Annotated in this window: 27 protein-coding genes; 12 read left to right on the top strand and 15 right to left on the bottom strand. The window is 70.3% G+C overall.

The annotated features are described in order from the left end of the window. Positions 1–8: 8 nt before the first annotated feature. A complete protein-coding gene (locus ACRWK7_RS05905; protein ID WP_431855270.1) occupies positions 9–2267 on the bottom strand; it encodes a PAS domain-containing sensor histidine kinase in 2259 nt (752 codons plus the stop codon). 269 nt (positions 2268–2536) lie between these two features. Here ACRWK7_RS05905 and ACRWK7_RS05900 point away from each other — a divergent pair, with 269 nt between their 5' ends. The 3 genes from ACRWK7_RS05900 (at position 2537) to ACRWK7_RS05890 (ending at position 5323) form a co-directional block, all read left to right on the top strand. Further along, entirely contained in the window at positions 2537–3343 is an 807-nt protein-coding gene (locus ACRWK7_RS05900) for an enoyl-CoA hydratase (protein WP_431855269.1), read from the top strand. Continuing rightward, positions 3340–3858, top strand: a complete 519-nt coding sequence (locus ACRWK7_RS05895; RefSeq protein WP_431855268.1) for a CoA-binding protein — start codon at positions 3340–3342, stop codon at positions 3856–3858. Before ACRWK7_RS05900 ends, ACRWK7_RS05895 begins: the two co-directional genes overlap by 4 nt. Before the next feature lie 169 nt (positions 3859–4027). Continuing rightward, on the top strand, positions 4028–5323 hold the full coding sequence (locus ACRWK7_RS05890; protein WP_431855267.1) for an O-acetylhomoserine aminocarboxypropyltransferase: 1296 nt from the start codon (positions 4028–4030) through the stop codon (positions 5321–5323). Positions 5324–5429: 106 nt separating this feature from the next. Here the strand turns inward: ACRWK7_RS05890 and ACRWK7_RS05885 are convergent, their stop codons facing one another. Further along, positions 5430–6641 (bottom strand): MFS transporter, encoded by a 1212-nt coding sequence (locus ACRWK7_RS05885; protein WP_431855266.1) that lies wholly within the window; start codon positions 6639–6641, stop codon positions 5430–5432. A gap of 97 nt (positions 6642–6738) precedes the next feature. Continuing rightward, positions 6739–7053, bottom strand: a complete 315-nt coding sequence (cutA, locus tag ACRWK7_RS05880) for a divalent-cation tolerance protein CutA (RefSeq protein WP_431855265.1) — start codon at positions 7051–7053, stop codon at positions 6739–6741. A 63-nt stretch (positions 7054–7116) separates the two neighbouring features. Here cutA and ACRWK7_RS05875 point away from each other — a divergent pair, with 63 nt between their 5' ends. Beyond that, positions 7117–7446 (top strand): hypothetical protein, encoded by a 330-nt coding sequence (locus tag ACRWK7_RS05875; protein WP_431855264.1) that lies wholly within the window; start codon positions 7117–7119, stop codon positions 7444–7446. A gap of 102 nt (positions 7447–7548) precedes the next feature. Here ACRWK7_RS05875 and ACRWK7_RS05870 read toward each other — a convergent pair whose 3' ends face one another. Together ACRWK7_RS05870 and ACRWK7_RS05865 are read right to left on the bottom strand one after the other, a co-directional pair. Next, complete coding sequence (locus tag ACRWK7_RS05870; RefSeq protein ID WP_431855263.1) at positions 7549–10869, bottom strand: PAS domain S-box protein; 3321 nt, start codon at positions 10867–10869, stop codon at positions 7549–7551. 55 nt (positions 10870–10924) lie between these two features. Next, positions 10925–11236, bottom strand: coding sequence for a hypothetical protein (locus tag ACRWK7_RS05865; protein WP_431855262.1), 312 nt, complete (start codon positions 11234–11236; stop codon positions 10925–10927). A gap of 153 nt (positions 11237–11389) precedes the next feature. Between ACRWK7_RS05865 and phoU the strand changes: the two genes are divergently transcribed. Continuing rightward, complete coding sequence (gene phoU, locus ACRWK7_RS05860) at positions 11390–12091, top strand: phosphate signaling complex protein PhoU (protein WP_431855261.1); 702 nt, start codon at positions 11390–11392, stop codon at positions 12089–12091. 28 nt (positions 12092–12119) lie between these two features. On the opposite strand, the gene ACRWK7_RS05855 is transcribed toward phoU, so the two are convergent. Then, complete coding sequence (locus ACRWK7_RS05855; protein ID WP_431855260.1) at positions 12120–13118, bottom strand: glycosyltransferase family 4 protein; 999 nt, start codon at positions 13116–13118, stop codon at positions 12120–12122. After that, positions 13115–13912, bottom strand: coding sequence for a UDP-2,3-diacylglucosamine diphosphatase (locus ACRWK7_RS05850; RefSeq protein WP_431855259.1), 798 nt, complete (start codon positions 13910–13912; stop codon positions 13115–13117). The genes ACRWK7_RS05855 and ACRWK7_RS05850 overlap by 4 nt, the downstream gene beginning before the upstream one ends. Before the next feature lie 291 nt (positions 13913–14203). Between ACRWK7_RS05850 and ACRWK7_RS05845 the strand changes: the two genes are divergently transcribed. Together ACRWK7_RS05845 and ACRWK7_RS05840 are read left to right on the top strand one after the other, a co-directional pair. After that, entirely contained in the window at positions 14204–14878 is a 675-nt protein-coding gene (locus tag ACRWK7_RS05845; protein ID WP_431855258.1) for a MarC family protein, read from the top strand. 111 nt (positions 14879–14989) lie between these two features. Beyond that, entirely contained in the window at positions 14990–15250 is a 261-nt protein-coding gene (locus ACRWK7_RS05840; RefSeq protein ID WP_431855257.1) for a hypothetical protein, read from the top strand. A gap of 152 nt (positions 15251–15402) precedes the next feature. On the opposite strand, the gene frc is transcribed toward ACRWK7_RS05840, so the two are convergent. Together frc and ACRWK7_RS05830 are read right to left on the bottom strand one after the other, a co-directional pair. Beyond that, positions 15403–16653 carry a formyl-CoA transferase gene (frc, locus tag ACRWK7_RS05835; RefSeq protein ID WP_431855256.1) on the bottom strand — a complete coding sequence of 417 codons (1251 nt, stop codon included), beginning with the start codon at positions 16651–16653 and terminating at the stop codon, positions 15403–15405. A 130-nt stretch (positions 16654–16783) separates the two neighbouring features. After that, positions 16784–17212, bottom strand: a complete 429-nt coding sequence (locus ACRWK7_RS05830) for a PAS domain-containing protein (protein WP_431855255.1) — start codon at positions 17210–17212, stop codon at positions 16784–16786. 331 nt (positions 17213–17543) lie between these two features. Between ACRWK7_RS05830 and ACRWK7_RS05825 the strand changes: the two genes are divergently transcribed. After that, on the top strand, positions 17544–18032 hold the full coding sequence (locus ACRWK7_RS05825) for an acyl-CoA thioesterase (protein WP_431855254.1): 489 nt from the start codon (positions 17544–17546) through the stop codon (positions 18030–18032). Between the two features lie 10 nt (positions 18033–18042). On the opposite strand, the gene ACRWK7_RS05820 is transcribed toward ACRWK7_RS05825, so the two are convergent. From ACRWK7_RS05820 to ACRWK7_RS05805, 4 genes are all read right to left on the bottom strand, one after another. Continuing rightward, positions 18043–18471, bottom strand: coding sequence for a hypothetical protein (locus tag ACRWK7_RS05820; protein ID WP_431855252.1), 429 nt, complete (start codon positions 18469–18471; stop codon positions 18043–18045). A 200-nt stretch (positions 18472–18671) separates the two neighbouring features. Continuing rightward, the gene (locus ACRWK7_RS05815; RefSeq protein ID WP_431855251.1) at positions 18672–18809 is read right to left on the bottom strand and encodes a hypothetical protein; all 138 of its coding nucleotides are present in this window, start codon (positions 18807–18809) and stop codon (positions 18672–18674) included. A 137-nt stretch (positions 18810–18946) separates the two neighbouring features. Further along, positions 18947–19471 (bottom strand): molybdopterin-guanine dinucleotide biosynthesis protein B, encoded by a 525-nt coding sequence (gene mobB, locus ACRWK7_RS05810; RefSeq protein ID WP_431855330.1) that lies wholly within the window; start codon positions 19469–19471, stop codon positions 18947–18949. A 94-nt stretch (positions 19472–19565) separates the two neighbouring features. Continuing rightward, positions 19566–20351 carry an NUDIX hydrolase gene (locus ACRWK7_RS05805; RefSeq protein WP_431855250.1) on the bottom strand — a complete coding sequence of 262 codons (786 nt, stop codon included), beginning with the start codon at positions 20349–20351 and terminating at the stop codon, positions 19566–19568. 144 nt (positions 20352–20495) lie between these two features. Between ACRWK7_RS05805 and pyk the strand changes: the two genes are divergently transcribed. Further along, positions 20496–21974, top strand: coding sequence for a pyruvate kinase (gene pyk / locus ACRWK7_RS05800; protein WP_431855249.1), 1479 nt, complete (start codon positions 20496–20498; stop codon positions 21972–21974). Between the two features lie 122 nt (positions 21975–22096). Here the strand turns inward: pyk and ACRWK7_RS05795 are convergent, their stop codons facing one another. Next, positions 22097–22786 (bottom strand): GntR family transcriptional regulator, encoded by a 690-nt coding sequence (locus ACRWK7_RS05795; RefSeq protein ID WP_431855248.1) that lies wholly within the window; start codon positions 22784–22786, stop codon positions 22097–22099. A 160-nt stretch (positions 22787–22946) separates the two neighbouring features. Further along, positions 22947–23555 (bottom strand): thiamine phosphate synthase, encoded by a 609-nt coding sequence (locus ACRWK7_RS05790; RefSeq protein WP_431855247.1) that lies wholly within the window; start codon positions 23553–23555, stop codon positions 22947–22949. Positions 23556–23715: 160 nt separating this feature from the next. Between ACRWK7_RS05790 and gcl the strand changes: the two genes are divergently transcribed. From gcl to ACRWK7_RS05775, 3 genes are all read left to right on the top strand, one after another. Beyond that, complete coding sequence (gcl, locus tag ACRWK7_RS05785; RefSeq protein WP_431855246.1) at positions 23716–25485, top strand: glyoxylate carboligase; 1770 nt, start codon at positions 23716–23718, stop codon at positions 25483–25485. Between the two features lie 17 nt (positions 25486–25502). Further along, on the top strand, positions 25503–26297 hold the full coding sequence (gene hyi / locus ACRWK7_RS05780) for a hydroxypyruvate isomerase (protein ID WP_431855245.1): 795 nt from the start codon (positions 25503–25505) through the stop codon (positions 26295–26297). Between the two features lie 15 nt (positions 26298–26312). After that, positions 26313–26414, top strand: a 102-nt coding sequence (locus ACRWK7_RS05775; protein ID WP_431855329.1) for an NAD(P)-binding domain-containing protein, incomplete at its 3' end; no start/stop codon positions are given.

Genomic DNA, 26414 nt, shown 5'->3' with positions numbered 1-26414 from the left:
GGGGCGGGTCACGCCACCGGCAACGGCAGGGCCTGCGGCTCCTCCCGATGCTCGCAGCGTGCGGCGGGAAAGGAGAGCGTGACCGCGGTGCCTTTGTAAAGCTCGCTGTGCAGACTGATGGTGCCGCCATGCGCCTCGATCAGCGCCTTGGTGATGCTGAGGCCCAGCCCCACCCCGCCGGCCGGCCGCGTGTGCGCGGTGCCGGCCTGGCCGAACGGTTCCCACACCTTGCCGAGGTCGTCCGGCGCGATGCCGGTGCCGGTGTCGCGCACCGACAGGTCGACGCCGCCGTCCGGGCGCCCGGCCGCGGCGATGGTCACGGTGCCGCCGCGCCGGGTGAATTTCAGGCTGTTGAAGGCGAGGTTCACCAGCATCTGGATCACGCGGCGCGCATCGCAGCGCAGCCACGGCAACGGGCACGGCACGTCGAAATCCAGCGTCACCCCCGCCTCGGCCGCGCGGTTGGTGAGGATCTGCGCGCTTCGGCTGACCAGTTCGCCGACCGGCAGCACCTCCTCGCTCAGCTCCAGCACGCCCAGCTCGATTCGCGACACCTCCAGGATGTCGTCGATGATGCCCAGCAGATGGCGCCCGGACAGGTGGATGGCGTCCACGTAGCCCTTGTAGCGCTCGCTGCCCACCGGGCCGAACAGCTCGGTCTGCATCACCTCGGAATAGCCGAGGATGGCGTTGAGCGGGGTGCGCAGCTCGTGGCTCATCACCGCCAGGAAGTTGGTCTTGGAGCGGTTGGCCGCCTCCGCCTCGCGCTTGGCGGCGAGCAGCGCCGCCTCGGTGTCCTTGAGGTGGGTGATGTCGCGCCCCTCGGGCAGCAGGTAGATGACCGCGCCCTCCTCGTCGTAGATCGGCCGCAGCGAGAAATCGACGTGCATCACCGCGCCGTCCGGCCCCATGTGCGTCGTCTCGAAGCGCAGGAAGGCCCCGCCGGCGGCGCGGGCGACGGCGGCCTTCAGCCGCTCCTGGTCGGCCGGCGAATGCGCCCACCAGGGCGTGTCCCAGAAGTGCCTGCCACGCACCTGGGCCTCGCTGACGCCCATGAAGCCCAGCGCGGTCTCGTTCGCCTCGATCATCCGGCCGTCGGTCTCCAGCAGGCCGATGAACTCGAAGGTGTGGTCGAAGATGGCGCGGAAGCGGCGCTCGCGCTCGCGCAGCGCCATGCTGGCGGCGCGCTGCGCGGTGATGTCGAGCAGCACCGCCTCCATCCGTCCCGGGCCGGAGCGCCAGCCGCTGACCGACACCCAGCGCGTCTCGCCGTCGTCGTTGACGATGCGCACCGGCATCTGCCACGGCGCGCCGACCTGCGGGCAGGCGTCTACCCACGCGGTGAACGCGCCGCGGTCGTCCGGATGGACGATGTCGAGGAAGCCGCCGGTGTCCGCCATCAGCCGGGCACCGGCGATGCGCAGGCGGCGGCCGGCGTTGTCGGTGATGAACTCCACCGGCAGGTGCCCCCCGGTCCGCCACACCACGCCCACCACCGGGCTGCGGTTGATCATGGCGGCAAGGCGGACGCGCTCCTCCTCGGCCAGCCGGCGCAGCGTGGTGTCGCGGCCCACCGTCTGCACCGCGCTCAGCCGCCCCCCGGCGTCGAACACCGCGAGGCGGCGCCAGGTGATCCAGCGCGTGCTGCCGTCGGGGTTCTGCCAGGGCTCCTCGCTGCTCTCCGGGGCGCAGCCGGGCGCCGCCTCGGCGATGAACCGCTCGGTCGCCGCGACGGTGGCCGGCGGCAGGTGGTCGCGCAGCGTGCCGGCGACAAACTCCCGCGGCGTGGTGCCGCACAGCGCCGCCAGTTCGCGGTTGACCACGGTGACCGTCAGGTCGGGCTGGAAACGGCAGACCAGCTCCGTCTGATCGTCGACGGTGGTGCGGAACTTGTCGCGGCTGGAGAAGATCTGGCAGACGAAGCACTTGTCCTCGGTCACGTCGGACAGCGTGACCAGCCGCGACCCGTCCGGCAGCGTCCGTGCGGCGAAGGTGACGTCGCGGCACTCCCCGTCGCCGCGCACCAGGAAGGCGGTGCCGCGGTCCGCGCCGAACGCCGGCGCGCCCTCGATCCCATGCAGCGGGGTCAGCTGGTCGAACGGCAGCCCGGCCAGCGCATCGGCCGCGTCTTGGCCGATCAGCGCGGCGAAGGCCGCGTTGGCCACGACGATGCGCTCGTCCGCCCCGACGATGCAGGTGGCGGTGGGGCTGTCCATGAAGATGGCGCGCCAGTCGATGGCCCCCGGCACGGTGTCCTTCACCTGCACGACCGGTCCCCGGACGGTGGATGCTCAAAAGTATGAGCATCATGGCCGAAAGGGCGGGGGCGAGTCACGGAATTCCCCAACCGGGCTACCATCGCCATTTCAACATAAATATATGCGTAAATATCGGGCGGATTTCACAATTTTCCCGTTGAATTCGCCATCCTCCTGCGCTCTCATGGCAGCCACCGCAACGCGCCCGTTCCGTTGCGCCGTGGCGGCGGGTAAGCTCCGCCACCGGCTCAAGACGGAAAACGGGAGGAATCCAAGCCATGAGCGCCGCCATCACCGCCGAAGCCGCCGACGCGCCCCTGCTCCTGCGCCATGACCAGGGCGGCGTGACGACGCTGACGCTGAACCGCCCGGCCGCGCGCAACGCACTGTCCGTCGGCCTGATGACCGAGCTGCAGGCCGCGCTGGACGCCATCGACGCCGATCCGTCGGTCACGGTGGTGGTGCTGGCCGGCGCCGGCCCGGCCTTCTGCGCCGGCCACGACCTGAAGGAGATTCGCGCCGACCCGCGGCGCGAGGCGTACGAGGCGCTGTTCACCCAGTGCTCCCGGCTGATGATGACCATCACGCGGATCCGCCAGCCGGTGATCGCCCGCGTGCACGGCATCGCCACCGCGGCCGGCTGCCAGCTGGTGGCCAGCTGCGACCTCGCCTACGCCGCGGACACCGCGCGCTTCGCCACGCCGGGGGTGAACATCGGGCTGTTCTGCTCGACCCCGATGGTGGCGCTGTCCCGCGCGGTGGGGCGCAAGGCGGCCATGGAGATGCTGCTGCTCGGCGACCTGATCGCCGCGGAGGAGGCGGAGCGCATCGGCCTCGTGAACAAGATCGTCCCGGCCGAATACCTGGACGCCGCCATCCAGACGGTGGCCGCGAAGATCGCGTCGAAGTCGCCGCTGACGCTGTCCATCGGCAAGGAGGCGTTCTACCGCCAGCTCGAACTGCCGACCGAACAGGCCTATGCCTACGCGGCCGAGGTGATGACCCGCAACATGCTGGCGCAGGACGCCGCCGAGGGCATCGACGCCTTCCTGGGCAAGCGCGAGCCGGTGTGGTGCGGCCGATGAGCGAGGTCCTGAGCCACCACGATTCGTACACCGACGAGTTCCTGCGCGGCGTGCTGCAGGACGTGCGCTCGGTGGCCATCGTCGGCTTCTCGGCCAGCCCGGTGAAGGCCAGCTACTTCGTTGCCAAGTACCTGCGCGACAAGGGCTACACGGTGTACCCGGTCAACCCCGGCATCGCCGGACAGGAGGTTCTGGGGCTGACCGTCCACGCCAGCCTGAAGGACCTGCCGCACCCGCCCGACATGGTGGACGTGTTCCGCAATGCCCAGGCCGCGGCCGGCGTCACCGACGAGGCGATCACCGCGGGCGCCAAGGTGGTGTGGATGCAGCTCGGCGTGCGCAACGACGAGGCGGCGGCGCGGGCCGAGGCGGCCGGGCTGACGGTGGTCATGAACCGCTGCCCGAAGATCGAATACCAGCGCCTGTTCGGCGAGATCGGCCGGATCGGCGTCAACTCCGACGTCCTCGTGACCAAGAAGCAGAAGCTCACCAGGACATTCAAGAAACTGATGTAGCCGCCCCTTCCGCCCTCCCGTCATGGCCGGGCTCGTCCCGGCCATCCACGCCACCACGGCTTCCCCAGAAGTCCAGGCACGTGGATGCCCGGGACAAGCCCGGGCATGACGACATGGGACGGAAACGGCGGCCAGGACCGACAACAAGCAACCAGGGGAAGCACAGGACATGAGCGAGCAGAAGACCTTCGGCTTCGAGACCCGCGCCATCCACGCGGGCGCCGCGCCCGACCCGGCGACCGGAGCCCGGCAGACGCCGATCTACCAGACCACCGCCTTCGTCTTCGACGACATCGACGACGCGGCGTCGCTGTTCAACCTGCAGAAGCTCGGCTTCATCTACTCGCGCCTGACCAACCCCACCGTCGCGGTGCTGGAGGAGCGGCTGGCCAACCTGGAGGGCGGCGTCGGCGCCACCTGCACCTCGTCCGGCCACTCGGCGCAGATGATGGCGCTGTTCCCGCTGCTGTCGCCGGGCGACGAGTTCATCGCCTCCACCAAGCTGTACGGCGGCTCGCTCAACCAGTTCGCCAACAGCTTCCCGCGCGCCTTCGGCTGGAAGGCCGTCTTCGTCGACACCGACGACCACGAGGCGGTGCGCAAGGCGATCACGCCGAAGACCAAGGCGATCTTCGTCGAGAGCCTCGCCAACCCCGGCGGCGTGGTGACCGACCTGGAGGCGCTGGCGAGGATCGCTGACGACGCGCAGATCCCGCTGGTGGTCGACAACACGCTGGCCACGCCCTACCTGTGCCGCCCGATCGAGTACGGCGCGACGCTAGTCATCCACTCCACCACCAAGTTCCTGTCGGGCAACGGCACCTCGCTGGGCGGCGTCATCATCGATTCGGGCAAGTTCGACTGGAGCAAGGGCGGCAAGTACCCGGCGCTGACCGAGCCGGAGCCCGGCTACCACGGCCTGAAGTTCCACGAGACCTTCGGCCACCTCGCCTACACCATCCACGGCCACGCGGTCGGCCTGCGCGACCTCGGGCCGGCGCAGGCGCCGATGAACGCCTTCCTGACGCTGAACGGCATCGAGACGCTGGCCCTGCGCATGGAGCGGCACGCCGCCAACGCGCTGAAGGTGGCGCAGTTCCTGGAGACGCACCCGGCGGTCGCCTGGGTCAGCTACGCCGGCCTGGAGTCGTCCAAGTACCACCAGCTGGCGAAGAAATACCTGCCGCGCGGCGCCGGCTCGGTCTTCACCTTCGGCGTCAAGGGCGGCTACGCGGCCGGCGTGAAGGTGGTGGAGACCGTGCAGCTGTTCAGCCACGTCGCCAATCTGGGCGACAGCCGCTCGCTGATCATCCACCCGGCCTCCACCACGCACCGCCAGCTGTCCGAGGAGGGCCTCGCCAAGGCCGGCGCCGGCCAGGACGTGGTGCGCCTGTCCATCGGCATCGAGAGCGCCGACGACATCATCGCCGACCTCGATCAGGCGCTGAAGGCGGCCGTGGCGTGAGGCATACGGTCCCTTCCCCGGTTCCGCCGGGGGAGGGGCCGGCGCCCGGCGCGATTCGGCAACCCCAGGGAGCGCTGGCGGCGATCGCGCCTCCGGCTCGGAGCGTTCACTCCGCCGGGGCCGGCACCGGCGGCGCCGCGGGCTCGTCCTTACGGTCCGTCGGCAGCAGCAGAGCCGCCAGGAAGGCCAGCAGCGCCAGGGCGGTCAGCGTCAGGTACAGCGCCTGGAACTCGCCGAAGCGCTCGTAGAACGCCGCCACCATCTGCACCGCCACCGGGCCGGCGCCGAAGGACAGGATGAACTTGGCGCCGAACGCGAGGCCGCGGTGCTTGTCCGGCGTGTAGCGGGCGAGCAGCAGGTTCTCCGCCGGGATCTGCACCTGCGAGGCCATCACCACCGCCCCCGCCGCGACCACCAGCGGCAGCCCGCCGAGCACCGCCATGCAGGCCATCATCGGCACCTGCAGGATCAGGCAGAGGGCGTAGATCAGCTTCAGCGGGTACTTGTCGGCGAGGTGCCCGCCGATCAGCTGCGGCACCGCCGCCAGAAGATAGACCAGGGTGACCAGCCCGCCGACACCCAGCGTGCTGCCGCCCAGCATCGCGCCCAGCCGCGTCTCGAACAGCTTGGGCAGCACCACCTGCATGCCGTTGAACATCAGCCCGGCGCAGATCATGGTGACCGACAGCACGAAGAAGGCGCGCATCGCGTCGCCGCGCGACGGCTTGGCCTGCGGCTTCAGGTCCCCCTTGCGGTCCTGCACCAGGCCGAGCCCGATCAACGCCGCCAGCGCCACACCAAACAGCACGCACACCACGCCGGGGATCAGGAAGGCCGAACGCCAGCCCCACAGCTCGGTCAGGCCGCCGGCCACCACCGCGGCGACGGCGATGCCGATGGTGCCGAACAGGCCGAGATAGCCCAGCGCCTTGCCGCGGTTGACGGCGTTCTTGACCATCCACGCCATGCCCACGGGATGGTAGATCGAGGCGCCGAGGCCGAGCACCGCCAGCGCCGCCGTCATCTGCGCCGGCGTCTCGGCCAGCCCGCTGGCGACGGACCCGGCGCCGGTGATCAGGAAGAAGACGGCCATCATCCGCGACTCGCTCCAGCGGTCGCCCAGCCAGCCGGCCAGCGGCGCGCCCAGCCCGATCAGCAGGGCGCCCAGCGTCCACAGCCGGATCAGGTCGTCGTAGGGCAGGCTCCACTCCCGCTCCAGCGCCAGCACCACGGTGAGGTACAGCGCGGCCACGATGTGCATCATCGTGTGGCCGATCCAGGAGAAGCCGACGGACAGGCGGGCGGACAGGTCGGTCATAAACATCTCCGGGTGCGGATGAATCCGGACAAAAAGTCGCACGCGTCCAGGGCACCGGCAACCGCGCCCGCCGCATGGCGGTCATGCAACCCGAAGGTCAGGCGGTCTCGGCTTCCAGCCAGCCGAGGTAGTCGGGGTTGCCGCGCCCCAGGCGCAGTTCGACCACGCAGGGCACGTCGTAGCTGTGCAGTTCCTTCACCCGCGCACTCAGCGCCTCGAACAGGTCGGCGCGCGTCTTGGCGATCAGCACCGTCTCCTCGGCGGTCTCCACGGCGCCCTGCCAGCGGTAGATCGAGATCATGCCGGGCAGGATGTTGACGCAGGCGGCCAGCCGCTCCTCCACCAGGGCGCGGCCGATGCGCCGGGCCTCGTCGGGGGAGCTTGCGGTGACGTAGGCGAACACGAGGTCCATGGATCCGCTCACGGTTCCGGATTAGGATGTCCCGACTTTGCCACAGCCCCTCCCGAGACCGCCATGCCCGCGCCGCGCTCCTCCGGCTCCCGCCGCACGCCCAGCGACCAGCAGGCAGCGTGGCTGCGCCGCGGCATGGAACAGCCGGGCGGCAAGCTGCCGCTGTTCACCAAGAACGGCCAGCGGGTGAATCCGCGCACCATCCGCGCCTGCATCGACGCCGGATGGGCCGAGCGCTGGTTCGACAACCCGCTGAAGCCCGACTGGCTGGTCTGCCGCCTGACCGACTCCGGCCGCGCCGCGATCATGGCGCGCTCGACGGTGATCCAGGTGGATTTCGGCGGCACGCAGGGAAGCCTGTTCGAGACGGCGGAGGAAGCCCCTCTCCCTTGAGGGGAGAGGGGTTGGGGAGAGGGTGGCAAGCGGAACTTGCGGGCTTCGCCCGCGCCCCCCTCTCCCCACCCCCTCCCCCGCAAGGGGGGAGGGGCTTCTTGTCTACTCCGCCGCGTGCATCTGCCGCTCCAGCGCGGCACCCAGTTCACGCGGGGTGACCGGCTTGTGCACCACGGTGAAGTGGTGGAGCGCCGCGTCGTGCTGGCATTCCGGGCCGGTCTCGCCGGTCAGGATGACGCCGGGAATGTCGGCGCCGCGCAGGTCCCGCACCCGCAGGATCGCCTCGGTCCCCACCCGCCCCTCGCGCAGGCGGTAGTCGGCCACCACGATGTCCGGCCGCCGGCCGTCGGCCTCCAGGCGCTCGACCACCTGGTCGGCGGAGCCGGCGATCAGCACGTCGTAGCCCCACTCGGTCAGGATCGCCTGCAGCCCCATCAGCACGATGGCGTCGTCGTCCACCAGCACGGCGAAGCGCCCTTCCCCGCTCGCCGGCGGCTCGGCCGGCGTGGCGGAGGCCGGCCGGGCGATGGCGGCGCCGAGCGGCACGCGGATGCGGAACGCCGACCCGCGCCCAACCTCCGAGCGCACCTCGACCGGATGCCCCAGGAGATCCGACAGGCGCCGCACGATGGCGAGGCCGAGGCCGAGGCCCTGCGTGCGGTCGCGCTCCGGGTTGCCGACCTGGTGGAACTCCTCCCAGATCCGCTCTAGCTGGTCGGGCGGGATTCCGATGCCGCTGTCGCGCACGGTGAGGGTCAGCGCGTCGGTTTCGACCCGGCACTCCAGCGCCACCGCGCCGTCCGCCGTATAGCGCACCGCGTTCTCGACGAGGTTGCGCAGCATGCGCGACAGCAGCGTGCGGTCGCTGCGCACCACCGCCGTGCACGGCGCCACCCGCCACAGCAGGCCCCTGGCGGCGGCGACCGGCGCGGTGGCCGCGCCGATCTCGTCCAGCACGTCGGAGACCGGGAAGTCCTCGATCTCCGGCACCACCAGCCCGGCGTCCAGGCGCGACACGTCGAGCAGGCTGTCCAGCAGCCCCTTCAGCGCGTCCAGCCCGCGCTCCAGGTTGCGCAGCACCTCGGTCCCCTTCGGGGTGACCTGCGCGCCCAGCGCGGCGGTGAAGAAGAACAGCGACTGCAGGGGCTGGCGCAGGTCGTGGCTGGCCGCCGCCAGGAACTTGGTCTTGGCGAGGTCGGCGCGCTCCGCCTCTTCCTTGGCGCGGTGCAGCGCCGCCTCGGCGGCCTTGCGCTCGCCGATGTCCTCGACGACGGAGATGCGGTAGGCCTCCTCCGTCCCGGTGATGCGGGCCAGCGAGGAGGTGACGCGCACCCATACCGGGCTGCCGTCCTTGCGCAGGTAGCGCTTCTCCACGGCGTAGCTCGGGATGTCGCCGACCAGCAGGTGGTCGAGCAGCGCCTCCTCGGCGGCGCGGTCGTCGGGGTGCGTCAGGTCGCGGAACGAGCGGCCGGCGATCTCTTCCGGCGCGCAGCCGAGGATGGCGCCGAGCTTGTCGTTGGCCTCAAGGATGCGGCCGTCCAGCGCCACGCGCTCGAGGCCGACGGCGGCCTGGGCGAAGACCGAGCGGGCGCGCTCGTCGCTGCACCGCCGTGCCGCCTCGGCCTCGCGCAGCTCGGTGACCTCCATCACGACGACGCCCACCGCGGTGACGGCGCCCTCCTCGCGGACCGGGTAGACGTTGGCCAGCCAGTGCCGGCGCCCGCCGTCCGGCCCCTCACCCAACTCTTCACCCACCGCATCACCCAGGCCGACGATCTCGTGGGTCTGCGCCGCCTCGCCGCTGGCGAACACCCGCTCGATGACCGGGGCGAGCGCCAGCGCGTTGTCGGGCAGCACCGCCTCGACGGGCTGTCCGATCAGCACCCCGGCGTCGCGGCCGGTGAGGCGGGCCAGTTCCGGGTTGACGCCGATGCAGCGGCGCGCGCCGTCGAAGAAGGCGAAGCCGACCGGCGCGTGCGCCAGCAGCGCGTCGTGCCGCGCCAGCAGCTCGCTCTTCTCGCGGGTGGCTGCCTGCAGCGCGGCGTCGGCCTGCTTGCGCGCGGTGATGTCCTGGAAGAACACCGCCAGCCCGCCCTGCGACGGGAAGGCGCGCACCGCGAACCATGCGCCCAGCGGCGGGTAGAAGCCTTCGAACTCGACCGGCGCCTGCTCGGCCATGGCGCGCTCGTACTCGCGGCTGAAGACGCTGCCGACCGCCTCGGGGAAGGAGTCCCACAGCCGTTGACCGACCAGCTCGCGATCGCCGGCGATCAGCGCGCGGGCGCGGTCGTTGACGAAGGTGATGCGCCAGCCGCGGTCCACCTCGAAGACGCCGTCGGTGGTGCTGGCCAGCACCGCAGCCATCTTGTGGGCGAGCGCGTTGGCCTGCTCGCGCACGGTGGTCTGGTGCTGCAGGTCCTCGGCCATGGCGTCGAAGGCGCGGGCGAGCTGCCCGATCTCCGACCCGTCGCTGATCCCGGTGCGCGCCGACAGGTCGCCGACCCGCCAGCGCCGCGCGGCGTCGGCCAGCGCGCCGAGCGGCCGGTACACGAAACAGTCCGCGCCCCACCACGCCGCCGCCAGCGTCAGCAGCGCCACGCCGCCGATCACCGCCAGCGCGCGGTGCATGGCGGCGCGCATCGGCGCGGTGGCCGCCTGCTTGTCGATGCCCACGGCGATGAACAGCCCGTCGATACCCGCCGCCGCCGGCCGGAACGCGACGACGCGCGTCACGCCGTCCGAACCGGTCAGTTCCACGGTGCCGGGCGCCCCGGCGCGCAGCAGGTCCCGGAACGGCTCCGGCAGCGGCGATCCGACCGCGCCGCCGATCTCCGGCACGCGGGCCAGCAGGCTGCCGTTGCGGTCGGCGACCAGCAACAGCGCGCCGTCCGGCAGCGGCTTGCCGGCGACGTAGGACTTCAGCCAGCCGAGGTCGAGCAGCGCGGTCGCCACGCCGTCCTGCCCCTTGGCGTCGCGGAAGGGCAGCGCGAAGGGCAACGCCGGCAGGCCGGTGGTGCGCTGGCGCAGGTGCTCGCCGACGACGAAGCCGTTGTGCTCCAGCGCCATCCGGAAATGCGGGCGGTCGGCGATGGAGAAGCCGACCGCCGCCGCGTCGGTGGCGCAGCGGATCACGCCGGTCGGCCCGGCGATGTGCACCGCCATGTGGGCGGGGTAATCGGCGCCCAGCCGGTCCAGCAGGTCCTGGCAGCGCTCGTCGTCGCCGCCGCGCACCGCGGCGGTGCGGCCGAGCGTCAGCAGCACCTGCCGCACGCCCTCAGCGATCCGGCCCTGCTCCGCCTCGATGAGGCCGGCCAGCCGCTCGGTGGTCTGGTGCACCTCCGCCTCACGGGCGGTGCGCAGTTCGAACTCGTTGCCGATCTCGATCACCGCCGCCGGCACGAGGACCAGGACGACCAGCAGCATCAAGCGCTTCAAAAGACTCATCGGACCAGGAATGCCGGAGAACAGGGATGGCGGCTCACCGCCGCTGGTTACGCCAGATGCCGGACCGCAGCGCGCCGGCGGCGACCCGGCGGTCGGCGATCTCGGCGTCGTCCACCTCCGCGATGCCGGCCAGCTTCAGCGCGCGCAACAGGACGCTGCGCACCGTGGTGCCCTCCTCCTCGGCGCGGCGGCGCACGGCGCGCTTGACGCTCTGCGGCACCATGGCGGCAAGCTGCACGTCGGGCTCGCGGGGGGGCTCGCGGGCGGGCTCGCGATCCGCCATGGCGCCGGAGACATGATGCTCGGCGGCGTCGGACAGGACCACGGTCAGTCGGTTTTGGGGCATTTGCGGCGAGTGCTCTCAAGTTCGGACTTTCGAACCCTCGCACCTCTTGGTTAATTCTACATTAACCATAAACGCGGCCGTAGGGCGGCGCATTGCCCTGGGACGGCGCGACGACATATACAGGGCGCTACGGGCAAGCAGACGAGGCGCCGGATGGGCAGCGAGCACACGATCCACGCGTTCGACCAGGAGCTGACCGCGCTGCGCGGGACCATCGAGCGGATGGGCCGGCTGGCCGAGAGCCAGTTCGCCGACGCGATGAAGGCGATCACCACCGGCGACGCGGAACTGGCGGCGGCGGTGATCGCCGGCGATGCCGAGATCGACCGCCTGGAGCATCAGGTGGAGAGCATGGCCGTGCGCCTGCTGGCGCTGCGCCAGCCGATGGCCGGCGACCTGCGGGAAATCGTGGCGGCGTTCCGCATCTCCTCCGACCTCGAGCGGATGGGCGACTTCGCCCGCACCATCGCCAAGCGCGCGGTGACCATCGGCGCGCTGCCGGTGCCGCCGCCGGCGGTGCCGTCACTGGGCTGGATGGGCGAGAGCGTGCTCGGCATGATCCGCGACATGGTGACAGCCTATGCCACCAGGAACGCAGAGTTGGCGACCGCGGTGCGCAACCGCGACGGCGAGGTCGACCACGCCTACACCGCGCTGTTCCGCGAGCTGCTGACCTACATGATGGAGTCGCCGCAGCAGATCACCGGCTGCACGCACCTGCTGTTCGCCGCCAAGGCGATCGAGCGCGTCGGCGACCACGCCACCAACGTGGCCGAGAACGTCTGTTTCCTGGTCAAGGGCAAGCTGCCCAGCGACGAGCGCCCGAAGGACGACCGCAGCAGCGAGGTGACCTGACGGTGCGTACGCATCAGGCCCCTCCGCCTCAGGTAAACGCCCGCAGGTTGCCCAGGAACTGCTCCGCCGAGCGCCGCCAGGAAAAGGTCAGCGCGTGGTCCCGGCAGCGCTCCGGCGGGATGGCCAGCGCCCCTTCGACCGCGCGCTTCAGGTCCTCGTCCAGGCAGCCGGCGCCGGAGCCGTCCACCACGTCGAGCGGCCCCGGCACCGGGTAGGCGGCGACCGGCACGCCGGAGGCCAGCGCCTCCAGCAGCACCAGCCCGAAGGTGTCGGTGCGCGACGGGAAGACGAAGACGTCCGCCGCCGCGTAGTGCTGCGCCAGCTCCTCGCCGTGCTTGGCGCCGACCCAGACGACGCCCGGATACCGCGCCTCCAGGTCCGCCCTGGCCGGCCCGTCGCCGACGACCACCTTGGTGCCGGGTAGGTCCAGCTTCAGGAATTCCTCCAGGTTCTTCTCCACCGCCACCCGGCCGACGTACAGCGCGACCGGCCGCGGCAGGTCGAGAAAGCCCTTTGCGCGCGGGCGGAACAGCTCGGTGTCGACGCCGCGGGTCCAGCGCCGGATGTTCCCGAAGCCGCGGGCGCGCAGGTCCCGCTCGATGGACGGCGTGGCCACCATCACCGCCGAGGACGGCCGGTGGAAGCGCCGCACCACCGCGTAGCTCAGCGCCAGCGGCACCGGCAGGCGGTCGCGCACGTACTCGGGGAAGCGCGTGTGGTAGGCGGTGGTGAACGGCACGCCGCGCTTCAGGCACCAGCGCCGCGCCGCGAAGCCCAGCGGCCCCTCGGTGGCGATGTGGATGCAGTCGGGGCGCAACGCCTCGACCATCCACGCCAGCCTGCGCCCGGCGCCGAGCGCGAGGCGGATCTCCGGGTAGGAGGGCATGGGGACGGTGCGGAAGCGGTCGGGGCCGATGACCTCGACGGTCTGGCCCATGGCCTCCAGCTCGGCGCGCACGGTGGCGATGGTGCGCACGACGCCGTTCACCTGCGGGTGCCAGGCGTCGGTGACGATCAGGATGTTCACGCCGCCGCCCGCTCCGGCAGCGGGGCGCTCTCCCGCCGCTGCATGATCTCCGCCCAGTGCAGGATTTCCAGGGCACCGCTGGCGTGCTCGACCAACGCGGTGCAGGATTCGACCCAGTCGCCGTCGTTGCAATAGAGGATCCCTTCCATCTCGCGCAGTTCGGCGTGGTGGATGTGGCCGCAGACGATGCCCTCCACGCCACGCCGCTGCGCCTCCTCCACCAGGGTGGTTTCGTAGGCGCCGATGTACTCGACCGCCGACTTCGCCTTGTGCTTCAGGTAGGCGGACAGCGACCAGTAGCCGAAGCCCAGCTTGCGCCGCGCCCAGTTGAAGGCGGTGTTGACGTGCAGCAGCGCCACGTAGGCGTGGTCGCCGACGATGGCGAGCCACTTGGCGTACTTCACCACCGCGTCAAACTGGTCGCCGTGGGTGACCAGCAGGCGGCGGCCGTCGGCGGTGGTGTGCACCGCCTCCTCCATAACCTTGACGCCGCCGAAGGCGAGGCCCAGGAAATCGCGCGCGCCCTCGTCGTGGTTGCCGGGGATGTAGACGACCTTGGCGCCCTTGCGCGCCCGGCGCAGCACCTTCTGCACCACGTCGTTGTGCGCCTGCGGCCAGTACCAACCCTTCTTCAGCCGCCAGCCATCGACGATGTCGCCGACCAGGTACAGGTAGTCCGATTCGTTGTGCTTGAGGAAGTCCAGCAGGAACTCCGCCTTGCAGCCGCGGGTGCCCAGATGGACGTCGGAGATCCAGATGCTCCGGTACCGCTTCACCTCGGATGCCGTCTCCATGCGCGCGCTCCTCGCCGCCCGGCCAATATGCAAAGACGAAATCCGTATAACGGCAGAATAAGGCGTTTACAATATTTAGATCATCAGCACCTTGAAGCCGCCAATATTTAGCTTATACATCATTTTTCTGACACACAATCTTAACAGTGCGAAGAACACGCCACCCGGAAGGCAGGGCATGGAGTCGCGGGACTCCGCCCGCGCCACCGCCGACCGACGCGCCGGATTGACGGCCGGCCTGGCGCCGGGCCTTATGGGGCCCGGACACGCCACGGGGAACCACCACTCGTCATGCTGGACAGCTTCCTGCTCGCGTTCACGGCGCTGTTCTCGATCGTCAACCCGGTCGCCATGGCGCTGATCTTCAGCCAGGTGACCGCCGGCCGCACCGCGAGCGAACGCGCGCAACTGGCCCGGCTGGTCGCCGCCTATTCGGCGGCGGTCATGCTGACGGCGCTGTGGGCCGGCGCCTATGTGCTGAACTTCTTCGGGATCTCACTGGCCGCGCTGCGCATCGCCGGCGGTTTCGTGGTGGCGGAGCGCGCCTGGGTCCTGCTCACCGCGCCCGAGGCGCACGAGGCCCGCAAGCAGGAGCAGGCCACGCAGGAGCAGCCCACGCCGGCCGGCAGCGTCGAGGAGTCGGCCTTCTTCCCGCTCACCGTGCCGTTCACCACCGGGCCCGGCACCATCTCCGTCGCCATCGCGCTGGGCGCCACCCGGCCGGCCGACCCGGCGGCGCTGGGACGGTTCTTCGTCGGCATGTCGGCGGCGGCGGTCGCCATCGCGCTGCTGATCTGGCTGTCCTACCGCTCGGCCGACCGGCTGGTGGCGCTGCTCGGCCAGACGCGGGCGCGCATCGTCACCCGGCTGTTCGCCTTCCTGCTGTTCTGCGTGGGCGTGCAGATCCTGCTGACCGGCGCGCTCGACGCCGTCGCCCCGCTGCTGGAGCGCGCGCGGAACCCTTGACCGGGGGTCGGGTTTAAACCGTATGCTTGAACCCTTGGGGGCCTCCCAATCCACCGGCGCAGCGCGGACGGGTGGCGACCCCGGACGCTGGATAAGCCGAGGGACGTTCGCATGATGTCGCCGCTGTCGGTCAACTGGACAACGCTCACCACGCTGCGCGCCACACCGGGGCCGAGCATCACGATCCCCCCGGCCACGCTGCTGGCCATCACCCAGGCGACCAACCTGAAGCCGGCCGTGGTCCGCCCGGCGCTGGAGGAGCTGGTCCGCGAGGGCTGCGTGCGCGAGTACCAGACCCAGTACGGCAAATCCTACGCCCGCACCCAACAGGGCGACCAGCGCATCCGCGAAGTCCGGGAGTGGCTGCGCTAGGGTGGATTTGAAGAGCTTTAGCCTGTCTTTTTTCGTCATCTCCGCCTTCGCGGGGATGACGAGGAAAAATGACTGAAAAACGGAAACGGCGCCCCCTCTCGGAGGCGCCGCGCCGTGGCCAGTAGTTCGGGGTACCGGCCGTCAGACTGCCGTCAGACCGCCTTGGTGGCGTGCATTTCGGCGATCTGCTCCTTGCTGTAGCCAAGCTGGGCCAGGACCTCGTCGGTGTGCTCGCCGAGCAGCGGCGACCCGGTGACTTCGACCCTAAGGTCGGAGAACTTGATCGGGCTGCCGACCGTCAGGTAGTTGCCGCGCTGCTTGTGCTCCACCTCGACGATGGTGCCGCTCTTGCGCAGCGACGGGCACTCGGCGATCTCCTTCATGGTCAACACCGGCGCGCAGGGAATGTCGAACTTGCGCAGGATGTCGACCGCCTCGTACTTGGTCTTGTCGGCCAGCCAGTTCTCGATGACGGCGAAGATGTCGAAGATCTTGTCCTGGCGGGCGCGCGGGGTGTTGTAGGCCGGATCGTCGATCCACTCCTCCCGGCCCAGCGCCTTGCAGATCGGCGCCCAGGCGTGGCCCTGGATGGTGAAGTAGATGTAGGCGTTCGGGTCGGTCTCCCAGCCCTTGCACTTCAGGACCCAGCCCGGCTGGCCGCCGCCGCCGGCGTTGCCGCCGCGCGGAACGACGTCGGTGAACTCACCGTGCGGGTACTGCGGGTACTCCTCAAGGTAGCCGACGCGGTCGAGGCGCAGCTGGTCGCGCAGCTTCACGCGGCAAAGGTTGATGACCGCGTCCTGCATCGACACGGCGACCTTCTGGCCCTTGCCGGTCTTCTGGCGGTGCATGAGGGCGGTCAGGATGCCGATGGCCAGGTGCATGCCGGTGTTGCTGTCGCCCAGCGCCGCGGCGCTGACGGTCGGCGGGCCATCCCAGAAGCCCGTGGTCGAGGCGGCGCCGCCGGCGCACTGCGCGACGTTCTCGTAGACCTTCAGGTCCTCGTAGTGGTGGCCGTCGCTGAAGCCCTTCACCGAAGCGACGATCATGCCCGGGTTCAGCTCGCGGATGTAGTCCCAGGTGAAGCCCATGCGGTCGAGCGCGCCGGGGCCGAAGTTCTCGACCAGCACGTCGGACTGCCGGATCAGCTTCTCCAGCACTTCCTTGCCCTGCTTGGTCTTGGTGTCGAGGGTGAGGGAGCGCTTGTTGCTGTTCAGCATCGTGAAATAGAGGGCGTCCGCATCCGGGATGTCGCGGAGCTGCGTGCGGGTGACGTCGCCGGCACCCGGACGCTCCACCTTGATGACGTCGGCGCCGTACCATGCCAGCAGCTGCGTGCAGGCGGGACCGGCCTGGACGTGCGTGAAATCGATGATCTTGATCCCATCCAGCGGCTTGCTCATGTGTGTCTCACTCCCTAATGGATCTTCTCAGCGGCCCCCCAGGCGGGGGTTTCCGAGGTGGAGCCAGAAAGCCGTCGCTTTTTGGCGATGAGGCGCCGGGGGCCGATGCCCAGCGCCGAACGCGGTTGATTCAGCCGGACGCGGACTCCAGCTCGGCGACGCGGCGGCGCAGGGCGCGCTCCTCGTTCCAGCGGGTGGTCTCGTCACGGACGACGGCGACGATTCCCGTCACCGCCCCGTCGGCCCCGCGCAGCAGGGCGACGGTGAACGCGATGGAGAGCGTGTGCCCGTCCTTGTGCAGCGCCGGGACCCGCAGCAGCTGGGTGCCGTAGCGGGTCTCCCCCGTGCGCATGGTCGTCTCGTACCCGTCCCAGTGACGCTGGCGCTGCCGCTCCGGGATGATGAGGTCGAGCGACCGGCCAAGGGCCTCGTCCCGGCTGAAGCCGAACATCCGTTCAGCCGCCGGATTCCAGACCGTGATGGCGCCCCGGGCATCCGACACGATGATCGCGTCGCCGATGGCCGTCACGAACTGGTCGATGTCGATACCCGAGGTCATGGCACTGCTCTCGAAACGTCTCTGCCCCTTGCCGTCGGGCGGAGCGCCGTGGCGCTGCCGTCCTGGCCGTCATTGGCATCGTTGATACGGTATACCAGATGCCACATGCCTGGCAAGCGCTTTTGATGGGGACGCGAACTAATAGCCGATCAAGCATTCGCCCCCCCTTACGAACACGCGGACGGCGCAACCGCCGGCCGCGCCGTTCCCGGTTCCGCTGACAGAGCCGCCGGCCGGCGATTCGCTGCTGATTTGCACTGCAACATGGTGTAGGGTGCGCTATTGTTCGCCAAACGAACGATGCGCGACGCGTGCAGGGAAAGCGCCTATAATGCCCGACACCCTAGGACCGCCGGTCCCATCCCCCGACGCCGAGGCCCGACGCCGGCCGCTGCCGCCCGGCGCCTTCCGGGTGCAGCGGCCGATCCGCTTCTCGCACACCGACCCGGCCGGGATCGTCTATTTCCCGGTGTACTTCGACATGTTCAACGGGGTGGTGGAGGACTGGTTCACGCACGGGCTGGGCATCAACTACGCCGACCTGATCCTGGAGCGGCGGATCGGCTTGCCGATCGTCCATGCGGAGTGCGACTTCCTCATCCCCAGCCGCATGGGGGAGACGCTGACCCTGGGCGTGCGGGTGGAGCGCATCGGCCGCAGTTCGATCTCCATCGGCATCACCGGCGAGATCGAGGGCAGCGTGCGGCTGGCGGGGCGGCTGACGGTGGTGGCGACGGCGCTGGACGATTTCGCCTCCATCCCGATCCCGAGCGACCTGCGCTCGACCCTGGAGGCCTATCGGGCGGCCTGCGGCGCCTGAGCGGCGCCGCTCACTGCAGGCCGGCGCCGATGAAGGTGTCGGCGCGGGCCTCCGGTTCGACCGCAACGATGTGCAGCGTGTTCTCGGGGAAGGAGCAGGCCTGCGGCGGGGCGGTCTGGCTGCCGGGGTGGAAGGCGTAGGGGCGCGGCGGCGCCGAGGGATCGACCTGCTGCTTGCTCCACGGGCCGGCGCCGAAGACGCGCGGAGTCGATTCCTCCGCCCACAGCCAGATGATCTGCGCGCCCGAGCGGGACTGCTCGACGAAGGTATCCATCATGCGCTTGCAGGTCTGCTGGTCCAAGCTGGCCACGGCACGCTCGGTGACCACGTCCCCCTCGGGCGGCGGCGTCAGGATCAGTGCAGCGATCACGACGCTGCTGGCGACCAGACCTCCCAAACTCCACCCGACAACGCATTTCAGGCTATCAACGTCGTTCATATCCACCGACTCTTGCCACATGCCTTGCGAACCTATCGCTGTCCGTCAGCCAATAGCGTTTGAAACAACGGATTGCCAAACACCGGCGGCGGTGGGTCTGTTTCGCCCCACCCCGGAAGAGGCGGTGCATTGTAGCGGCTAAGCTTCGGAAACGACAGCGGGCGGCGCCGCATTCCGCGGCGTCCGCCCGGCGGGACGGCTCAATGGGTCAGAGCGCGGTAGACGAGGTACACCGGGGTGGCCTGGAACCAGGCGATCAGGAACTCGCGCACCGCCTGGACGGCGTGCGGCGTGGCCTGCGCGGAACCGGCGTGGTGCGGGAGGGTCGAGGTCGTCATGGCTGATCTCCATCGTTTGAACAAGGAGATCCTACACTGGCATGCCACATACCCAGCTGCGCAAATGCTGCAAAGCAGCAAGACGGAAAAATTACGGCCGCTCAAACAGTTAGCCGCTCAATCATTTGGCAGAACGATCATTCCGTCGCGCGCACATCCCGCCGCCGGATCGGCATCGCCCGCTCCATCACCAGCGCGGCGATGGCCTCCGCATCGTCGAGGTCGAGAACCGGCACGGGGGACTCCGGCACCGGGCCGTCGCTGGCCACTGCGACGATGCTCGGATCGTCGCGCGCGATCAGCGGCTTGCCGACCTCCCGTCGCCACACCTCCAGCTTCGGATGGCGATCGCGCTTGAAGCCCTCGACCAGCACCAGATCGACCGGGGAGAGCTTGGCCAGCAGATCCTCCAGCGTCGGCTCCGGCTCGTCGCGCAGCTCGCGCACGAGGGCCCAGCGCGTCGGCGAGCTGACCAGCACCTCGGTGGCGCCGGCCAGACGATGGGTGTGGCTGTCCTTGCCCGGGTGGTCGATGTCGAAGCCCTTGTGCGCGTGCTTCAACGTCGAGACCTGCAGGCCGCGCCCTATCAGCACCGGCAGCAGCTTGGCGAGCAGAGTCGTCTTGCCGCTGCCGCTCCAGCCGGTCAGGCCGAACAGCTGCATCCCGAACACGTCGTCGTAGCGGGCCACGCGCGGAAAATGGCGGAAGCGCCGGCGGCTGCCCTCGTGCAGCAAGGTCATGGGAACTCTCCTTCTCTCAGCCCAGTCGGACGAGGCCGGCGGCAACCTCGGTGGGGGTGTAGCCGGCGCCCTCCGGGATGCGCAGCACAGGGCCCGCCGCGGTGTCGGCGAAGCGCGGCAGGATGGGGACCAGCGGCTGGTGGCGGGCCGCCGCCTCCAGCGCCTCGCGCACCGTCCGGCACGCGGCCAGCCGCGTCAGGTTCATGCGGGTGGCGAACACCAGCGAGAGGCGCCCGGCCTCGTCCGCCTCCAGGACCGCCCGCGGCGCGGCCCAGAGCCCCTCGACCGCCTCGCCACCGTCCACCACCGCGTCCTGCCCGGCCGGCGCCGGGGCTAGGAAAAACGTCGCGTCGAAGCGCCGCCACACCGTCTCCGGCGTGATCCAGCGGGCGAACGGCACCAGAGCCCCGGTGGCCGGCCGCACGCCGGCCGCCCGCAGACGCTGGCCGAAGCCGAGCGGCGATGGCGCCCGCAGCGCCGCCAGCCGCGCGCCGTCCAGCGGTTCGCGCACCAGCAGGATGCCGCACTCCTCGAACGCCTCACGGATGGCGGCGAGGCGGAGCGGCAGGTCGGCCGCCGGCGCGTCGTCCAGCGTCCAGCCGTCCGGCGCGCGATCCTCCGGATCGACCCGGCCGCCGGGGAACACCGTGGCCCCGGCGGCGAAGCGCAGCCCGGCGTGGCGCCGGACCATGAACACCTCCAGCCCCTCCGCGGCGTCGCGCAGCAGGATCAGGCTGGCGGAGGGAATGGGATCGGGCAGCGCCATCGGGCGGTCCTTCGCGTGGTTCAGGGCGATTGCCACACGCCGGCCGCAACGGGGTCAACGCGCCCGCGGGGGCTTTCCCATCATATGGAAAAGCCGGGCGGTTTCGTTGACCCCTCCCGCCGTGCGGCCTCAGCATCGCCCCATCACCGCCAATCGCTATCACGAGTTGGGGAGGGCGCCATGCCGCGCAACCGCAGCACCAAGATCGTCGCCACGCTGGGTCCGGCCAGTTCGACCTACAGCCGGATCTTCGAGCTGGCGGAGGCCGGCGTCGACGTCTTCCGCCTGAACGCCAGCCACGGCACCCAGGCCGAGCACGCCGAACGCTACCGCCAGATCCGCGCCGTCGAGGAAACGGTCGGCCGGCCGATCGGCGTGCTGCTCGACCTCCAGGGGCCGAAGCTGCGCGTCGGCACCTTCGCGCAGGGGCCGGTGGCCCTGAAGACGGGTGGCCGCTTCCGCCTCGACCTCGACCTCACGCCGGGCGATGGCGGGCGGGTCTGCCTGCCGCACCCGGAGATCTTCCAGAGCCTCGAGCGCGGCCACGACCTGCTGCTGAACGACGGCCGCATCCGCCTGCGCGTGCTGAGCTGCGGGCCGGACCACGCGGAGACCGAGGTGCTGGTCGGCGGCAACCTCTCCGACCGCAAGGGCATGAACGTGCCCGGCGCCACGCTGGCGCTCAGCGCCCTGTCCGAGAAGGACCGCAGCGACCTGCGCTTCGGCCTGGCGCTGGGGGTGGACTGGATCGGCCTCAGCTTCGTGCAGCGCCCCGAGGACATCCTGGAGGCGCGCGAACTGATCGGTGACCGCGCCCACGTCATGACCAAGATCGAGAAGCCGGCCGCCCTGCCCCACCTGCACGAGATCATCCGGCTGTCCGACGCCGTGATGGTGGCGCGCGGCGACCTCGGCGTCGAGCTGCCGCCGGAGGACGTGCCCGGCCTGCAGAAGCGCATGATCCGCATGAGCCGCCAGCTCGGCAAGCCGGTGATCGTCGCCACGCAGATGCTGGAATCCATGATCAGCGAGCCGAGCCCGACCCGCGCCGAGGCGTCCGACGTGGCGAACGCCGTGTACGACGGCGCCGACGCGGTGATGCTGTCGGCGGAGTCCGCCTCGGGCAGCTTCCCGGTGGAGGCGGTGGCGATGATGGACCGCATCGTCCGCCGGGTCGAGCGCGACCCGCTCTACCGCCGCATCATGGACAGCGAGCATCCCAACCCGGAGGCGACCACGCCCGACGCGCTGTCGGCCGCGGCGCGCCAGATCGCCGAGACGATCTCCGCCGCCGGCATCGTGACCTTCACCGCGACCGGCTCGACCGCGCTGCGCGCCTCGCGCGAACGGCCGACGGTGCCGATCCTCGGCCTCAGCGTCCGCCGCGACACGGCGCGCCGGCTGGCGCTCGGCTGGGGCATCCACCCGGTGTGGACCAGCGCCGACATCGAGAGCTTCGCGGAGATGGTCGAGCGCGCCAGCCTCGTCGCCTCGCAGGAGGGGATCGGCGCTCCGGGGCAGTCGCTGGTGGTGACCGCCGGCGTCCCCTTCGGCACGCCGGGCGCCACCAACGCCCTGCGCGTCATCAGCATCGCGCCGAACGACGGCACGCCGCCGCTGGTGGACGCCGCCCGCAAGTCACTGCTGGAGCCGGTGTAAGCTCAAAGCCCCTCTCCCTCGATGGGAGAGGGGTTGGGGAGAGGGTGGCGCCGGTGAAACCGGCCACGCTTCTTCCCCTTCTCCCCAACCCCTCCCCCGCGAGGGGGGGGAGGGGCTAAAGGTCAGTTCAGAAAATCGCAGTGCGTCTCGACGTGCTTGGCCAAGCCGATGGTGTGCTCGCGGATCAGCTTCTCGGCCTGGTCGGCGTCGCGGCGCTCCAGCGCCTTGATGATTTCCTTGTGGTCGTGGATCGACCGCTCGGCGCGGTCCTCCTGGCCGATGGTCAGCTTGCGGATCGCCCGCATGTGGATGAACAGGTTGTCGGTCATCTCCTGGATCAGCTTCGAGCCGCTGAGCCGGATGATGCTCTTGTGGAAGGCGATGTTGGCTTCCGAGTACTCGCCGACGTTCTCCTTCGGGCTGCGCTGCTCGAAGTTGCGGAACAGGTCCCACAGCGTGCGAATGTCCTCGTCCGGGGCGTTCTCGGCGACGAGACGGCCGGCCATGCTCTCCAGCGCCGCCCAGACCTGGACCATCTCGATGATCTCGGCCTTGGTCTTGCGGATCACGAAGATGCCGCGGCGCGGCAGCAGGCGGATGAAGCCCTCCTGCTCCAGCAGGGTCAGCGCCTCGCGGATCGGCGTGCGGCTCACGCCCAGCAGGTCGCTGAGCTGCCGCTCGTCGAGGCGGATCTCCGACTCATGGTCGTAGATGTCCATCTCGGAGATGGCCTGCTTCAGCGTGTGGTAGACCTGGGTGCGGAAGGTCGTCCCGGTGTCGAGCGGCTGTACGTTGAGCGCCGGAGGAGTCATCGTCGCTTGGTCCCCTGCTGATGGCCGCCCCGGCGAGGCCCCACGGCTGCGCCGCGGCTCCGAACGCGGGCCGATTCTTGTTTCCCGTATCTGCCATACCAGATGCACATTCGGCGCGGAAATGTCCAGATGCGCCGCTCGGAAGAGCGCTGCCGGCGGTCTAGCGGGCGACCGCGCGCAGCAGCTCCGGCAGCCCGCCCGGACCGCGCATCAGCGGCCCCATGACCGCCACCCCGGCCGCCCCCGCCGCCATGCAGGCCGGGGCCCCGGCCGCGTCGACTCCGCCCAGCGCCAGCACCGGCACGTCGGCCGCAGCGACACAATGTCGCAGGCCATCCACACCCAGGATCGGCCCGTACCCAGGCTTGCTGGCCGAGGCGAACACCGGCGAGACGGTGGCGTAGTCGGCCCCCGCCGCGCGCCGCAGCCCGTCCATCCCGTGCGCCGACACGCCGACCAGCGCGTCGGGGCCGAGGATCCGCCGCGCCGCCGCCGGATCGCCGCCGTCCGGCAGGTGGACACCGCCCGCCCCCGCCGCCCGCGCCAACTCCCCGTCGCCGTGCACCGTCACCACCGCGCCCCACCGCCGCGCCCGCGCCACCAGCGCACGGGCGAGCGCCGCCTGCTCCGTGGCGAGCAGGTCCTTCTCGCGCAGCGACAGCCAGCGCAGGCCGGCGGCGAACAGCGCCTCGGCAAGATCGGGAAGCGGCTGCGCCGCCTGCCGGCGGTCGGTGATCGCCAGCAGCGCAGGGGTCGGCAAACGGCTCATCCGGGCACCATGGCAGGCCGGCGGGGCCTTGGGCACCCCCACTTTCGGTGCGCTTTCCACGACGCGGAAAGATTTCCGCGTTGGTTTGCCCAACGGACGTCTCCCGGCGAAAGCTTGGGCAACGCGACGGCATTCCGTCGCCCAAAGGAGGAGACGAGACATGGCAAGGATGCGGGCAATTGAGGCGGCGGTGCACGTCCTGGAGAAGGAAGGCGTGAGCGTCTGCTTCGGCGTCCCCGGAGCGGCCATCAACCCGTTCTACGCGGCGCTGCAGGCCAACGGCCGGATCGGCCACATCCTGGCGCGCCACGTCGAGGGCGCCTCCCACATGGCCGAGGGCTACACCCGCGCCAACGCCGGCAACATCGGCGTGTGCGTCGGCACCTCCGGCCCGGCCGGCACCGACATGATCACCGGCCTCTACTCGGCCTCGGCCGACTCCATCCCGATCCTGTGCATCACCGGCCAGGCGCCGCGCGCCCGCCTGCACAAGGAGGACTTCCAGGCCATCAACGTGCCCGACATCGCCAAGCCGGTGACCAAGTGGGCGCTGACGGTGCTGGAGCCGGGGCAGGTCCCCTATGCCTTCCAGCAGGCGTTCCACGTCATGCGCTCCGGCCGTCCGGGCCCGGTGCTGATCGACCTGCCGATCGACGTGCAGATGGCGGAGATCGAGTTCGACCCCGACACCTACACCCCCCTGCCCGTCTACAAGCCGGCCGCCACCCGCGCCCAGGTCGAGAAGGCGCTGAAGATGCTGAACGCGGCCGAGCGGCCGCTGATCGTCGCGGGCGGCGGCATCATCAACGCCGACGCCGGCGAGCGCCTGGTGGAGTTCGCGGAGCTGACCGGCGTGCCGGTCATCCCGACGCTGATGGGCTGGGGCACCATCCCCGACGACCACCCGCTGATGGCCGGCATGGTGGGGCTGCAGACCAGCCACCGCTACGGCAACGCGACGATGCTGGAGTCCGACTTCGTGCTCGGCATCGGCAACCGCTGGGCCAACCGGCACACCGGATCGGTGGACGTCTACACCAAGGGCCGCAAGTTCGTGCACGTGGACATCGAGCCGACGCAGATCGGCCGCGTCTTCACGCCGGACTTCGGCATCGTGTCCGACGCGGGCGCCGCGCTCGACCTCTTCGTCACGGTGGCGAGGGAATGGAAGGCCGCCGGCAAGCTGAAGGACCGCTCGGCCTGGGTGAAGCAGTGCCAGACGCGCAAGCGCACCATGCTGCGCCGCTCGGACTTCGACAACAAGCCGATCAAGCCGCAGCGCGTCTACCAGGAGATGAACGCCGCCTTCGGCCGCGACACCTGCTACGTCAGCACCATCGGCCTGTCGCAGATCGCCGGCGCGCAGTTCCTGCACGTCTACAAGGCGCGCAACTGGATCAACTGCGGCCAGGCCGGCCCGCTGGGCTGGACGCTGCCGGCGGCGCTGGGCGTCCGCGTGGCCGACCCGAAGCGCAAGATCGTGGCGCTGTCCGGCGACTACGACTTCCAGTTCCTGATCGAGGAGCTGGCGGTGGGCGCGCAGTTCAAGCTGCCGTACATCCACGTGCTGGTGAACAACTCCTACCTCGGCCTGATCCGGCAGGCGCAGCGCGCCTTCCAGATGGACTTCCAGGTCCAGCTGAGCTTCGAGAACGTCAACGCGCCCGAGGTCAACGGCTACGGTGTCGACCACGTCGCGGTGGCCGAGGGGCTGGGCTGCAAGGCGATCCGCGTCACCGACCCGAACGACCTGTCCTCGGCCTTCGCCCAGGCGGAGAAATGGATGGACGAGTTCCAGGTGCCGGTGGTGGTCGAGGTCATCCTGGAGCGCGTCACCAACATCGCCATGGGCACGGAGATCAACAACGTGACCGAGTTCGAGGAGGTCCTCGACCTCCCGGCTCAGGAACCGCAGCTGGTCAACGCATAAAAGGCAGGGAGATCGAGATGCCCAAGTTCGCAGCCAACCTGACCATGCTCTACAACGAGGTCGGCTTCCTCGACCGCTTCGCGGCGGCGGCGAAGGACGGCTTCAAGGGGGTGGAATACCTGTTCCCCTACGCCTTCGAAAAGGAGGCCCTGGCCGAGCGGCTGGAGCGCCACCGTCTGGCGCAGGTCCTGCACAACCTGCCGGCCGGCGACTGGGAGGCCGGGGAGCGCGGCATTGCCATCCTCCCCGACCGCGTCGGCGAGTTCCGGGACGGCGTCGGCAAGGCCATCGAGTACGCCAAGGCGCTCGGCTGCCCGCAGGTCAACTGCCTGGTCGGCAAGACGCCGGCCGGCGCGTCGCCCGACGCGCTGGAGCGCACGCTGGTGGACAATCTGGCCTTCGCCGCCAAAGCGCTGAAGGCCGCGGGCATCCGCCTGCTGGTCGAGCCGATCAACACCCGCGACATCCCGGGCTTCCACCTGAACACCACGGCGCAGGCCGAGCGGCTGCTGGACGCGGTGGGGTCGGACAACCTGTTCATCCAGTACGACGTCTACCACATGCAGATCATGGAGGGGGACCTCGTCCCCACCATCCAGCGCCTGCTGCCGAAGATCGCGCACGTGCAGGTCGCCGACAACCCCGGCCGCAACGAGCCGGGCACCGGCGAGATCAACTACCCCTTCGTCTTCGCGGCGCTCGACCGGCTCGGCTACCAGGGCTGGATCGGCTGCGAGTACAAGCCCGCCCGCGGCACCAGCGAAGGGCTGGGCTGGCTGCGCGCCCACCAACCCGAAACCGCCACCGCTTGACCTGAGGAGAGACCCATGAAGGTTGGATTCATCGGCTTGGGGATCATGGGGCGCCCGATGGCCGGGCACCTGATCGACGCCGGCCACACGCTGTTCGCCTACGACATCGCGCCGGTC

Source organism: Azospirillum sp. (genome assembly GCF_050789165.1).
The sequence above is the reverse complement of the archived record's forward strand: the minus strand, read 5'-3'. Positions and strand labels throughout refer to the sequence as shown.